Source organism: Autumnicola aciditolerans (assembly GCF_041679265.1).
Classification (GTDB): domain Bacteria; phylum Bacteroidota; class Bacteroidia; order Flavobacteriales; family Flavobacteriaceae; genus Autumnicola.
On sequence record NZ_JBGFSM010000004.1, the window covers coordinates 205,865 to 219,540 of the forward strand.

10 protein-coding genes are annotated in these 13,676 nt (G+C 39.9%); 7 read left to right on the top strand and 3 right to left on the bottom strand.

The genetic code is table 11. From position 1 onward, the window contains the following. Window positions 1-231: 231 nt before the first annotated feature. Entirely contained in the window at window positions 232-1,728 is a 1,497-nt protein-coding gene (locus AB8M93_RS05685; protein WP_373056608.1) for a TrkH family potassium uptake protein, read from the bottom strand. Further along, a complete protein-coding gene (trkA, locus tag AB8M93_RS05690) occupies window positions 1,728-3,077 on the bottom strand; it encodes a Trk system potassium transporter TrkA (protein WP_373056609.1) in 1,350 nt (449 codons plus the stop codon). Before trkA ends, AB8M93_RS05685 begins: the two co-directional genes overlap by 1 nt. A 138-nt stretch (window positions 3,078-3,215) precedes the next feature. Here trkA and ubiE point away from each other — a divergent pair, with 138 nt between their 5' ends. Beyond that, window positions 3,216-3,944 (top strand): bifunctional demethylmenaquinone methyltransferase/2-methoxy-6-polyprenyl-1,4-benzoquinol methylase UbiE, encoded by a 729-nt coding sequence (ubiE, locus tag AB8M93_RS05695; RefSeq protein ID WP_373056610.1) that lies wholly within the window; start codon window positions 3,216-3,218, stop codon window positions 3,942-3,944. 81 nt (window positions 3,945-4,025) lie between these two features. Beyond that, a complete protein-coding gene (gene porT, locus AB8M93_RS05700) occupies window positions 4,026-4,733 on the top strand; it encodes a type IX secretion/gliding motility protein PorT/SprT (protein WP_373056611.1) in 708 nt (235 codons plus the stop codon). On the opposite strand, the gene AB8M93_RS05705 is transcribed toward porT, so the two are convergent. Then, a complete protein-coding gene (locus AB8M93_RS05705) occupies window positions 4,720-5,463 on the bottom strand; it encodes an RNA methyltransferase (protein WP_373056612.1) in 744 nt (247 codons plus the stop codon). The genes porT and AB8M93_RS05705 overlap by 14 nt on opposite strands. A gap of 37 nt (window positions 5,464-5,500) precedes the next feature. Here AB8M93_RS05705 and tamL point away from each other — a divergent pair, with 37 nt between their 5' ends. From tamL to AB8M93_RS05730, 5 genes are all read left to right on the top strand, one after another. After that, entirely contained in the window at window positions 5,501-8,071 is a 2,571-nt protein-coding gene (tamL, locus tag AB8M93_RS05710) for a translocation and assembly module lipoprotein TamL (RefSeq protein WP_373056613.1), read from the top strand. A 44-nt stretch (window positions 8,072-8,115) separates the two neighbouring features. Further along, window positions 8,116-9,183, top strand: a complete 1,068-nt coding sequence (gene fbaA, locus AB8M93_RS05715; RefSeq protein WP_373056614.1) for a class II fructose-bisphosphate aldolase — start codon at window positions 8,116-8,118, stop codon at window positions 9,181-9,183. 104 nt (window positions 9,184-9,287) lie between these two features. Beyond that, window positions 9,288-10,145, top strand: coding sequence for an acetyl-CoA carboxylase, carboxyltransferase subunit beta (gene accD / locus AB8M93_RS05720; protein WP_373056615.1), 858 nt, complete (start codon window positions 9,288-9,290; stop codon window positions 10,143-10,145). Between the two features lie 104 nt (window positions 10,146-10,249). Beyond that, a complete protein-coding gene (gene rpsO, locus AB8M93_RS05725) occupies window positions 10,250-10,519 on the top strand; it encodes a 30S ribosomal protein S15 (RefSeq protein WP_373056616.1) in 270 nt (89 codons plus the stop codon). A gap of 231 nt (window positions 10,520-10,750) precedes the next feature. Then, a complete protein-coding gene (locus AB8M93_RS05730) occupies window positions 10,751-12,991 on the top strand; it encodes a polyribonucleotide nucleotidyltransferase (protein WP_373056617.1) in 2,241 nt (746 codons plus the stop codon). Window positions 12,992-13,676: the final 685 nt, after the last annotated feature.

Consider the following 13,676-nt stretch of genomic DNA (forward strand, 5'->3'; position numbering starts at 1 on the left):
TTTAAATTCTTTCGGAATATCTACAATTTATTGACTCCTGGAGCGCAGCCAAAGGTATTTCAGCCTTAAAAATTTTTTTAAATCTGCTGAAATGAAAAAGGATTTACATCGCCTCCCTAGGCTTTATCTATTTTAGAGAGGAGCAATGAATTGTTTTCTTAATAAAGAATTTCCTCTATTTTATTTCTTTCTCTTTAATTCTTTTCCTCTTTCCCACCTTACCTAAGAAAACTACCGGTTTCTCCAGAAGAACGGAGTAAGAATAATAAGCACTGTAAACAGCTCCAGTCGGCCAATAAGCATAAGGAATGCGCACCACCATTTTCCAAAAGCAGGCAGCAAATCAAAATTATTCACGGGGCTTAAAGCACCAAAAGCTGGCCCTATGTTCCCTAAAGAAGACGCCGCACCGCCAATAGCGGTCTCAAAATCAAGATCCAGCGCAGCAAGTACTACAGACCCTATAATAAAAGCAAGCATATAAAGTATAAAAAATCCTAAGATATTAAATACGATTTCTTTACTAACAGATTTTTTATTAAACCTTACCGGCAGTATGGCATTGGGGTGAAGGGTTCTTTTAAATTCAATTATCCCGTTCCTAATCATGATAATGTGCCGCATTACCTTTACTCCACCCGCCGTAGATCCGGCAGAACCACCCAGGAAGAACATTCCGAAGAAGAAAATGGTGAGAAATGGGGTCCACATGGTATAATCTGCCGAAACAAATCCAGTAGTGGTAATAACCGTTAAAACCTGGAAAAGTGAATGGCGGAACGCACTTTCAGCCTCACCCCAGACCATGGGATGATCTATGGAGGACAGTTCTACATTTGCCTCCAGGTAAACAATAACAGAAGAAATTATAGTAAAAACCGCAATAAAAATAAAATACCATTTAAATTCATCATCATGCAATACCCGCTGTATCCTGCCTTTAAAACTAAAATAACTGAGCACAAAATTACTCCCGGCTAAAAACATAAACAGGATGATGATATATTGAATAATTGGCTCATCATTCCAATAGGCCATACTCGCATTTTTTGTAGAAAAACCGCCAGTACTTAAGGTACTCATAGCATGGTTAATCGCATCAAAAAAGCTCATTCCAGCAGCACTTAACAATATAGTTTCTGCTGCAGTATAGCTCACATAAATGAGCCATAGCCTTTTTGCGGTATCGGTAATACGCGGCTTCAGTTTATCTGCACTAGGGCCGGGTGCTTCGGCGGCAAAAAGCTGCATCCCTCCTATCCCCAGTAATGGCAGGATGGCTATAGCCAGCACTATAATTCCCATTCCGCCTATCCAGTGGGTAAGGCTTCGCCAGAAAAGAATCCCTTCTGGCACTACTTCTATATCGTTAAGAATAGAAGCCCCGGTGGTAGTGTAGCCAGACATGGTTTCAAAAAAAGCATTGGTAAAACCCGGAATAGAACCACTTATTACATACGGTAAAGTTCCGCTTAAAGCCATGAAGATCCATCCAAAGGTTACAATTATATACCCTTCCCGCTTCTTTACTTCTTTGCGGTGGCCGCGGGTGCTAAACATTAAAAGCGTTCCTACAAATAAGGTTACTAAGGCCGCAATGGAAATTTGCATGGTCGCGCCATCTTCATAAAACCAGCTTATAAGTACGGCAGTAAGCATAAACCCGCCATTGCACAACAACAGCAAGCCCATTACATGCAGGATGATCTGGTAGTTTAATCTTGGCATTACAGGAAAAGTTTTTCCACCTTATTAATAGAACGCGGGAGACAGCAAACAACAATACGGTCTCCAGATTTTATCAGGAATTCCCCCAGGGCAATAATGCCTTCTCCATTTCTTATTATGCCGCCAATAATTGCAGACCTGGGAAATTCGATATCTTTTATTTTTTTGTTGGTTACCTGGGAATTTGGTTTAACTATAAATTCCAGAAGCTCAGCATTCATGTTGTTCAGCTTCGTCATGGCAACCACTTCGCCTTTGCGTATATACCTAAAAATATTGTTTGCTGCCAGCAGTTTTTTATTGATAAGGGTATCTATACCTATAGAATGGCTTAGCTGAAAATAATCCATATTCTCCACCAAAGAAATAGTCTTTTTTACACTTTTTGATTTGGCCACCAGGCAGGACATGATATTGGTTTCTGAATTTCCCGTAACTGCAATAAAAGCATCCATATCATGGATGTTTTCCTCTTCCAGCAGCTCCACATTCCTGCCATCCCCATTAATAATAAGGGTGCGTGGCAGTTCATCTGCAAGGTCGTAAGCTTTTTCCTTATTGGTTTCCACCAGCTTTACATTAAAATTGTTCCGCGTAAGGTCCATAGCGGTTTTACGCCCAATTTTGCTGCCTCCAAGAATCATCACATTTTTGATATCCTGTTTTACTTTTCCTGTTAACTTGTAAAGTTCTTCCACCCCACTTTCCAGGGTCACAAAATAAACCTGGTCTCCTTCCTTAAACTGCGTATCGCCTCTTGGGATTAAAGTATACTGGGTGCCAAACCGCTGAATGGCAATGGGAACAAAATTTAGTTCCGGAAAAATTTCAGCAGCCTCCTTTACTGTTTTTCCCACAAATAGGGCATTCCGGGAGAGGTTCAAGCCTATCATGGTTAGCGCTCCATTTTCAAACTCGTAGCTGTCATTAAAAGCAGATTGATTAAGCAACAGCTCAATTTCCCTCGCCGCCAGGGCTTCGGGAGAGATAAGTTCATCTATTCCAAATTTCACAAAACCTATTTCTTCCTTATTATCAAGAAATTCGGTATTGGAGATACGCGCGATGGTGCGCTTTGCTCCTAACTGTTTCGCCAGGACACATACGGTAATATTTGTAGCCTCACTTGAAGTTACCCCAATCACCATATCGGCATATTTTACATGAGCATCTTTAAGTATTGCTATAGAAGTGGCATCTCCTTTAATTGTTCTTATATCCAAATGAGTATCTGCATACTGGAGATTGTCCCGGTTGGTATCTAGCAAGGTAATATCCTGAGATTCATACGAGAGTAATTTTGCCAGATGAAAGCCTACTTCACCTGCTCCAGCGATAATTATTTTCATATAACAACTTGAAATTGTAAAGAATTAGCAAAGGTAACTTATTTTAAACTAACTAAAAACATGGGCTTCCACGAACAAAAAATCCTTTGGAAAGAAGGCAGTTAGCCTATAACATGTATCTTTGAAAAAAAATTTGAAATGAGTAAGAAAATTACTCCATATAAAGGCTCCACCCTCAATAAAAAGAAGCAGGTAGAGCAGATGTTTGATAAAATTTCTGGAAATTATGACGGCCTAAACCGGGTAATCTCCCTGGGAACAGATGAGAAATGGAGAAGAAAAGTAGTGGCTCTTGTAGAAAACAATAACCCAGAAACCATTTTAGATATTGCCACCGGCACCGGAGACCTGGCTATAAAAATGACAAATACCGGGGCTAATAAAATTGTAGGCCTGGATTTATCTGAAGGTATGCTTTCTGTTGGGCGAAAGAAAATAGCTAAAAAAAATCTGCAAAAGAAAATTGAAATGGTACAGGGAGATTCTGAAGCACTGCCTTTTGAAGATAATTCTTTTGATGCCATTACCGTTGCCTTTGGAGTCCGTAATTTTGAAAATCTGGATAAAGGCTTAGCTGAAATTTACCGAGTGCTTTCCCCTGGAGGAATTTTTGTAGTACTGGAAACTTCAGTACCCGAGAAATTTCCTTTTAAACAGGGATATAAATTATACAGTAATATGGTTTTACCACTTATTGGGAAATTATTTTCCAAAGACAGGGATGCCTACTCCTATTTAAGTAAAAGCGCCGCCAGTTTTCCTTATGGGAAAGCCTTCAACAATATTTTAGAAAAAAACGGGTTTATAAACGTAGAAGACAAACCGCAAACTTTTGGGGTGGCCACTATTTATGCTGCATCAAAATAATCCCTGTCTTTAGACATGCTGGAAATTTAATAACCGGCATTTTAAAAGTCTTTATGCGGTAAAAAATTTATATAGATATAGATGAAAAACCTTTTTATTATCACTTTTTTCTTATGCTGCTGCCAATTTTCACAGGCGCAGTTATTTTCAGGAGAGCAGGTGCTGAATAATGAAAATTTTGATCAACAGCGCTGGTCATGGGGATACTTCCTGGGATTTAACAGCTACGATTTTAATTTTGACTATAAAGAATACAACCCCAGCCCGGTTACCGGGCAGGACTTTAGGGTAGAAAGACGAATTGGTTTTAACGTGGGTCTTGTAGGAAATTTAAGGCTAAATAACAACCTGGACTTAAGACTGGAACCGGGCGTGAGTTTTAATTCCCGAGGATTCCAGGCCATAAAAGCAGATGCCGCCACCTTCAGGGAAATTAACGCTACTTATGTTCACATTCCCTTGCTTTTAAAATTCTCAGCAAACCGGTTAAATAATTTTAAGCCTTTTGTAGTTGGGGGACTTTCCACTTCAGTAAATCTTTCCAGCAACGAAAACAACCCTGATGATAACAGCGTGGGACAGTTTAGGATGAAGACCAACACCTATTACTACGAACTTGGCTTTGGAATAGACCTTTACCTTTATTATTTCAAACTCACACCCAGCATAAGAGGCGTATTTGCCATAAATGACGAATTGGTGCGGGATGAAAGTCCCAACAGCATCTATACAGGAAATGTGGAAAAAATGAGTTCGAGGGCAATTTTCCTAAATTTCACTTTTCAGTAAATACTGTTCTCTTAAATTCACTCAGGCAAATTGCAGTCGCAGTGGCCACATTTAAACTTTCGGTAGAAGCGTCCTTTCCAAATTGCGGGATGCCCAGCCTTTTTGTTACCAGATTTTCCACCTCAGGTGAAATTCCATTGGCTTCATTCCCCATAATAAGGATAGCCCTCTGCGGAAGTGGATTTGCATAAATATTTTTACCATTCATAAAAGTTCCAAAAACCGGGAGATCCTGCGGCCTCGCGCTTAGATATTCATTTAAATCTACATAAGAAATTTTTATCCTGGCAATAGACCCCATAGTTGCCTGTACTACTTTTGGGTTATAACAATCCACCGTATCTTCACTACACACCAGCTGTGCTATTCCAAACCAGTCACAAAGCCTGATAATTGTTCCCAGGTTCCCTGGGTCCCTTACCCCGTCCAGTACCAGGACCACCCCATTATAATTGGGAATGGGAAGCTCAGGAATCCGGAATAAAGCAAGCGCACTCTGTGGGGTTTTAAGGAAACTAATTTTCTTTAATTCTCCTTTTTCCAATTTCAGAAATTTATCAGGAGAAACCTCAAAAATGGCATCTTCAGAATAGAGCATGTTTAGTTCCAGGCTTGAATTTAAAAGTTCTAAAATGGTCTTTTTACCTTCAGCTACAAAGAGGGAGTGTGCCCGTCTCTGCTTTTTTTGAGAGAGGCTTTTAATTAACTTTATTTGGTTTTTACTAACCATACAAAAGATGTATTTTTGAGACTTTAATGAACTCTATTTGAAACAGCTCCCAGCAAAAATATCATTATTTTTACTAACCTTATACCTCTTTGTTTCCTGTAATGCTGTAAAACGCGTGGAACCCGGTGAAGCTCTACTTACCAAAAACAGTATATTTTTAAATGGTGAGGAAATAAAAGAAAACAGGATCTACAACCAGCTATACCAGGAGCCAAATTCCAGATTTCTGGGAGTACCTCTTCAGCTTCATTTTTATAATCTTGCCCGTCCCAACATAGATTCTATCTTAACCACAAATTTACTGCAGGATGCCCAAACTAGGGAGAGATTAAAAGCAGTTTTATCCAGAAAACAGCTGGACAAATATATTAACTCCCGGGTAGAATTTAATCAATGGTTAAAAAGGACTGGGGAAGCACCTGTAATTGTAAATGAAGAGGAAACCCAAAAATCTGTTAACCGTCTTCAGTCCTGGTACTGGAACAATGGCTGGTTTAATGTGGAAACCGATTATAATATTATCCCTTCGGAAAAAAAAGAAAAAAGGGCCCAGGTTGAATATTATGTAACTACCCACAAACCTTATATTGTAGATTCTGTTAAAACCGATATAGATTCCCCGGTGCTGGATTCAATCTATGAAACCCATCGTGCCGAATCTGAAATAAAAAAAAACCAGCAGTACAGGACTTTAGATTTTAATGCTGAAAGGGACCGGCTTACCCAGCTTTTCAGGAACAATGGCGTCTATAATTTTGAACAGGAATACCTTAGTTTTGATGCCGATACCATAGATACGAACCACAAGGTTAACACTACAATAATTATCAATAATCAGCAGGTCAGCCAGGGGGATTCCACTTACCGGGTGCCCTTTAAAATACATGAAATAAGCAAGGTTAATGTTTTTACAGACTACACCTACGCCAACCGAAATGAACCAGTAACGGACAGTGCCCAGGTTGGTAATTTTACCATCTACAGTTTTGGTGAAATGGAATATAAGCCAAAAGCCATTATAGACGCTGTATTTATCCGGCCGGGGCGAATTTACAGTGACCTTGCCAGGACACGTACCTATAGCCGGCTGAATTCCCTTAGAGTCTTTAAATACCCAAATATCCAGTACACCCCAGATCCAGCAGATTCCACCAATACTGCTCTTGTGGCAAATATCTTTTTAACCCCACAGCAAAAATATTCCCTGGGTTTTGATTTTGACATTTCCCAAAGCAACATTCAAAAATTCGGGATAGGTTTTGGAGGTTCCCTGCTTATAAGGAATATTTTTGGCGGTGCCGAGAATCTTGAAATTTCTGCACGTGGAAGCATAGGCTCCTCCACAGATGCTGCGGCAAGCAGGGATGAAGACCGTTTTTTTGACATTTCTGAAATTGGGGCAGATGTAAATCTCATCTTCCCCCGAATTTTTCTTCCCTTTGAAACCGAAAAGCTCATCCCTAAATATATGGCGCCATTCACCACCCTTAACCTTGGTTTAAGCACCCAGAATAATATAGGGCTGGATAAGCAAAATTTTTCTTCTACCCTTAATTATAAATGGACCCCTTCCCGGCAGGTTTCTAACCGGCTGGATCTTATAAATGTACAATACGTCCGTAACCTGAATACCGCCAACTACTTTAACGTTTACCGCAACTCCTACAGTGAGTTGAATGAGATTGTACAATCGCCAAACGTGGTTACCGATCCTTTGTTTTTAAACACCAGCGGACAACTGACCATCCCCACCGGGGCTGAGAATTTTATTGAGGCCGTGAACAATAACGATAATACCACCAGTGGCCTAACCAATAACCAGCGGCAAAACGTAATTAACATCAGGGAACGAAAAAGAAGATTAACAGAGAACAACCTTATATTTGCCAGCAACTTCACCTATTTATGGAACACCAAGGAAAATTTATATGATGAAGAATTTTCCCGTTTACGCTTTAAAATAGAAACCGCGGGCAATGTTCTCTCGGCTGTGGCAGGAATAACAGGAGCTGCAAAAAACGAGAATGGAAATTACGAAATGCTGGGCGTGGCTTTTTCGCAATATGTAAAGCCGGAAGTAGATTTTATAAAACACTGGGATTTAGGCCATGATAATATTTTTGCTTTGAGGGCTTTTGGAGGGATTGCCATTCCTTACGGGAATGCCAACAGCATCCCCTTTACCCGCAGTTTTTTTGCGGGAGGCCCTAACGATAACCGCGCATGGCAGGCTTACGACCTGGGGCCGGGCGGCAGCGGTGGCAGAAGCGAATTTAATGAAGCTAATATGAAGCTGGCCTTTAATTTTGAATACCGCTATAATCTATTTGGCGCATTGAACAGCGCATTTTTTGTAGACGTGGGGAACATTTGGAATGTACTGGATATTGTTGAAGATGAAGCTTCCACCTTCACCTCTCTGGCAGACCTTGATGAAATAGCTGTAGGCAGCGGATTTGGCCTTAGATACGACTTTAGTTTCTTTGTTTTAAGGTTCGATATAGGCTTTAAAACCTATAATCCCGCGCTTCCTGCAGGTAACAGGTGGTTTAAAAACTATAACTTCAATCATGCCGTTTACAATGTAGGCATCAATTATCCTTTTTAAGCCAACTTATTTTCTTATTTTTGTAAGCCTAATTAACTAAAATTATGAGTCATAACATTAAACCAGGCGTAGCCACGGGAAAAGAAGTTCAGGAAATCTTTAAATATGCTAAGGAAAAAGGCTTTGCCCTTCCTGCTGTGAACATTATTGGTTCCAGTAGTGCCAATGCGGTAATGGAAACCGCGGCAGAATTAAATGCTCCTGTAATCATTCAGTTTTCCAATGGAGGTGCCCAATTTAACGCCGGGAAAGGCCTTTCTAATGAAAATCAGAAAGCTGCAGTTGCAGGTGCCGTAGCCGGCGCAAAACATATTCATGAACTGGCAAAAGCTTACGGGGCAACCGTAATCCTGCATACAGACCACTGCGCAAAAAAATTATTGCCCTGGATTGACGGGCTGTTGGATGCCAGCGAAAAACATTATGAGCATTTTGGAAAGCCCCTTTACAGCTCGCACATGATTGACCTTTCTGAAGAGCCTATTGAAGAAAATATTAAGCTTTGTAAAAAGTATCTGGAAAGAATGAGCAAAATGGGCATGACGCTGGAAATTGAACTGGGCGTTACCGGTGGCGAAGAAGACGGCGTGGATAATACAGGGATAGATTCTTCCAAATTATACACCCAGCCTGAGGAAGTAGCTTATGCTTATGAAGAACTAAGCAAAGTGAGCCCGCAATTTACTATTGCAGCTGCCTTTGGAAATGTTCACGGAGTATACAAGCCAGGAAATGTAAAACTAACTCCTGTTATCCTTAAAAATTCACAGGAATTTGTTTCTGAAAAATATGGGTTAAAAGAAAATCATATCGATTTTGTTTTCCATGGCGGAAGTGGTTCTACGGTTGAAGAAATTCGTGAGGGAATTGGATATGGGGTAATTAAAATGAATATAGACACCGATCTTCAATATGCTTATCTTGAAGGAATTCGAGATTATATGGGCAAGAAGAAAGATTATCTTGCCGCACAAATAGGAAATCCTGAAGGAGCAGATGTACCTAATAAGAAACATTACGATCCAAGAGTTTGGGTAAGAGAAGGAGAATTGACTTTTAAGGCCCGTCTTAAAAAAGCCTTCGAAGATTTAAACAATATCAATACTTTATAACTAGAATTTTAACAATAGCTGAAGTACTAAAAGCTACTTCAGCTATTTTTTTGACCAAACTTTCCGGTTGACGATGCAGCCCCGGAAGATTAAAATTAAAAGCTATGGCTTGGTTTAAGAGAACACAAAAAGGGATTCAAACTCCAACTGAAGAGAAAAAAGACGTACCAAAAGGTTTATGGTATAAATCCCCTACAGGAAAAATTGTAGATGCAGAGCAACTGGAAAGCAATTTCTATGTAAGTCCTGAGGACGGATACCACGTAAGGATTGGAAGTAATGAATATTTTAAGATCCTCTTTGACAACAATGAATTTGAGGAACTGGACAAAAATATTACCTCTAAAGACCCGCTGGAGTTTACCGACACCAAAAAATACTCTGAAAGATTAAAAGCCGCTCAGGAGAAAACCGGCCTTAATGACGCCGTTCGCACAGCAGTTGGAAAATCCAAAGGCAAAGACCTGGTAATTGCCTGTATGGACTTTAGGTTTATTGGAGGCTCTATGGGATCTGTTGTTGGGGAAAAAATTGCACGTGCCGCAGGCTATTCCCTTAAACATAAAATTCCATTTATGATTATTTCAAAATCTGGGGGAGCAAGAATGATGGAAGCCGCACTATCCTTAATGCAAATGGCTAAAACTTCAGTAAGGCTGGCACAACTGGCTGATGCGAAAATACCTTATATCTCTTTAGCTACAGATCCAACCACCGGAGGAACCACTGCTTCTTTTGCAATGCTGGGAGACATTAATATTTCTGAACCTGGCGCACTAATTGGTTTTGCCGGCCCGCGGGTGGTAAAAGACACTACAGGAAAAGACCTTCCTAAAGACTTCCAGACTGCCGAGTTTTTAAAAGAACATGGTTTCCTGGATTTTATCGTAAAAAGATCAGAGCTTAAAGACCATATTAACCTTTACCTGGATCTTATTCAAAATCAGCCTGTAAGAGCTTAATTTAAAAATTGCAGTAATCTATAGGTAATAATTTTTAAAGTAGTATATTTGCCGCCTGATAGAAAAACTATCAATACATAAAAATCATTAAAATTAATATTGGAATGTATTTAAGTAAAGAGAAAAAAGAAGAAATCTTCGAAAAACACGGTCAGAGTAAAAATGATACGGGTTCTGCCGAAGGTCAAATTGCCCTATTCACTTACCGTATAGCTCACCTTTCTGAGCACCTAAAGAGAAATCGTAAAGATTATAATTCTGAGCGTTCACTTGTTATGCTTGTAGGTAAAAGAAGAAGTTTACTTGATTACCTGATGAAGAAAGATATCATGAGATATCGTGCGATCATTCAGGAATTAGGATTAAGAAAATAAATTTCAGGGGCGTTTTTCGCCCCTTTTTTATATATTGAAAGTGATACTAACATCATTTTTACATTTACAAATTGTCACCTCATCGCGAAAGTAAGGAGGTAGTTTTTCATTGGTCTATCTTAACTTCACAACACAACAACACATCACATCCCGGCCGCCCGGGCAAGGCGGAGACCATTGTTTAACATTATCCCGGCTTTATCCCGGATAATATAGAATTCAAAAAACATTATGATTCCAAAGACATTTAAAGAGGTTATCGATCTTGGAGACGGAAGAGAAATCTCCATCGAAACCGGAAAACTGGCAAAACAGGCCCATGGGTCGGTTGTTGTACAAATGGGAAATGCCATGCTACTTTGTACCGTGGTATCTTCTTATACTCCCACCACTATGGATTTCTTTCCTTTAACCTTAGATTATCGTGAAAAATTTGCGGCAGCAGGACTTTTCCCGGGTGGTTACTTTAAGAGGGAAGCTCGCCCAAGCAGCGAGGAAATTTTAGTGATGAGACTGGTAGACCGCGTATTGCGCCCGCTTTTCCCTAAAGATTACAAATTTGAAACACAGGTGATGATCCAGTTGATGTCTCATGACGACGAGGTGATGCCAGATGCACTGGCAGGACTTGCCGCTTCTGCAGCCATTCAATTATCTGACATTCCTTTTGAAACACCTATTTCTGAAGCAAGAGTAGCCAGAATAAATGGAGAATTTATACTGAACCCTAGCCGTGAAGCTTTGAAAGAAGCAGATATGGATATTATGGTGGGAGCTTCTGCAGATTCTGTGATGATGGTTGAGGGCCAGTTTGATGAGTGTTCAGAAGAAGAAATGGCTGAGGCCATTAAATTTGCGCACGAGGCAATTAAAAAACAATGTGAGGCACAGGTTAGGCTTGCCGAAGCATTTGGTAAAAAAGAAACCCGGGAATACGAAACTGCAAGAGAAGACGAAAGTCTTGAGAAAAAAGTTCATGAGGCCACTTACCAAAAGGCTTATGATATCGCCAAACAGGGGCTTGGGAAGAAAGAACGTTCTGAAGCTTTTTCAGAATTAAAAGAAGAAGTAAAAGCCTTGTTTACTGAAGAAGAACTGGAAGAAAACCTTGCGCTTGTTAGCAATTATTTTAACAAGGCCCATAAGGCTGCCGTGAGAGACCTTACCTTAAAAGAGGGAATCCGGCTGGACGGAAGAAAGACTAACGAAATTCGTCCAATATGGTGTGAGGTAGATTATTTACCTTCCACTCATGGCTCAGCAATATTTACAAGAGGAGAAACACAGGCGCTGGCAACAGTTACTTTGGGAACTTCAAGAGAAGCAAACCAGGTAGATTTACCTACCCAACAGGGAGAAGAGACCTTTTATTTACATTATAACTTTCCTCCATTTTCAACCGGAGAAGCTTACCCAATAAGAGGTACTTCAAGACGCGAGATTGGCCATGGAAATCTGGCACAAAGAGCGCTTAAAGGAATGATCCCTGCAGATTGTCCTTATACTGTACGTGTGGTTTCTGAAGTTTTGGAATCTAATGGATCGTCTTCTATGGCTACCGTTTGTGCGGGGACAATGGCATTGATGGATTCTGGGGTGCAGCTTAAAAAACCTGTTTCAGGTATCGCGATGGGATTAATTTCCCAGGGGGAAGATTTCGCTGTACTTTCTGATATTCTTGGAGATGAAGATCACCTTGGGGATATGGACTTTAAAGTAACCGGAACCGCAGACGGGATTACTGCCTGCCAGATGGATATTAAAATTAAAGGTCTTTCCTATGAAATTTTAGTAAAAGCTTTAAAACAAGCCCGCGAAGGAAGACTTCATATTCTTGAAAAACTGACTGACACCATTGCGCAGCCAAACGAAAATGTAAAAGCACATTCTCCAAAAATTATCACCAGAAGAATTCCTAATGAATTTATTGGAGCTTTAATTGGACCGGGAGGAAAAGTTATTCAGGAGCTACAAAAAGAAACTAAAACAGAGATCGTTATTAACGAAGATCCTGTTACTGAAGAAGGAATTGTTGAAATTCTTGGAACACAACAGGAAGGCATTGATAAGGTACTTGCTAAAATCGAATCTATTACTTTTAAACCTGAAAAAGGTAGCGTTTACGAAGTGAAAGTGATAAAAGTATTGGATTTTGGTGCAGTGGTGGAATATTTAGATGCCCCTGGTAACGAAGTTTTACTGCATATTTCTGAACTTGCGTGGGAACGTACAGATAATGTTACAGATGTTTTAAATATTGGTGATGTTATAGATGTGAAATATTTTGGTATAGATCCAAAAACAAGAAAAGAGAAGGTTTCCCGTAAGGCACTTCTTGATAAACCGGAAGGATACCAGGCCAGGCCCCCAAGAGATAATGACCGTAACGACAGGGGTCGTGACAACAGAGGCTCCAGGGACAACCGTGGCGGAAGAAATGATCGTGGAAGAGATCGTAGAAAAGACGATTAATTTCCGGATTTTATAGTGTAGTATTATATGCCTCTGAAGAAATTTAGGGGCATTTTTATTTAAAAATGTTGAATTTTGAAAGACAAGCCGAAACGGCAATTTTCAGCACAGAGGAAACCTTTATAAAATTTTGGATTAGAAATTTTGAATTTTGAATGAGACCACTAAAATGGTAATTCCCAGCTGGCAAAACCGGCTTTTCCCGAATTCCGAACTAAAAACTATTGTTTACTTCAATCATCCCGGCCTTCGCCCACTTCTTAAAGTGTTGGGGAGCGGATTTATTCTAAATGTTGAATTTTGAATGGATATTTTTATATTTTGAGAGATTTCAAATGGCAGATTTCGCCTGCAGAAAACCGGCATTCCCCTTACTCCGAACTAAAACTTCGGACATTCAAAAGACATTTGAATAAGGCCTGGAAATAACAATTTTCACCAAACAGCAATATCCCATTCCCCAACTATGAACTCCGAACTATAGTCTAGGGTCTATTTTTAAATCTTTTCACTTTCAACTTTAAAATCTTTGCGTTAGGGATTGCAGCGAAAAGCCCACAGCTGCTGCAGGCAGCGAGGACTTGTAGCGAAAAGCCCGGCCCGAAGGGCAACGCCAATAAAAAATTTTTAAGTTTTTTTGTAACATTACGACTACTCCTTACGTATAAACAAATACAAGAGCTAT

Coding starts and splice junctions, on each gene's coding strand:
- AB8M93_RS05685 (WP_373056608.1), bottom strand. CDS start 1,728: ATGCCAAGATTAAACTACCAGATCATCCTGCATGTAATGGGCTTGCTG.
- trkA (WP_373056609.1), bottom strand. CDS start 3,077: ATGAAAATAATTATCGCTGGAGCAGGTGAAGTAGGCTTTCATCTGGCA.
- AB8M93_RS05705 (WP_373056612.1), bottom strand. CDS start 5,463: ATGGTTAGTAAAAACCAAATAAAGTTAATTAAAAGCCTCTCTCAAAAA.
- ubiE (WP_373056610.1), top strand. CDS start 3,216: ATGAGTAAGAAAATTACTCCATATAAAGGCTCCACCCTCAATAAAAAG.
- rpsO (WP_373056616.1), top strand. CDS start 10,250: ATGTATTTAAGTAAAGAGAAAAAAGAAGAAATCTTCGAAAAACACGGT.
- AB8M93_RS05730 (WP_373056617.1), top strand. CDS start 10,751: ATGATTCCAAAGACATTTAAAGAGGTTATCGATCTTGGAGACGGAAGA.
- porT (WP_373056611.1), top strand. CDS start 4,026: ATGAAAAACCTTTTTATTATCACTTTTTTCTTATGCTGCTGCCAATTT.
- fbaA (WP_373056614.1), top strand. CDS start 8,116: ATGAGTCATAACATTAAACCAGGCGTAGCCACGGGAAAAGAAGTTCAG.
- accD (WP_373056615.1), top strand. CDS start 9,288: ATGGCTTGGTTTAAGAGAACACAAAAAGGGATTCAAACTCCAACTGAA.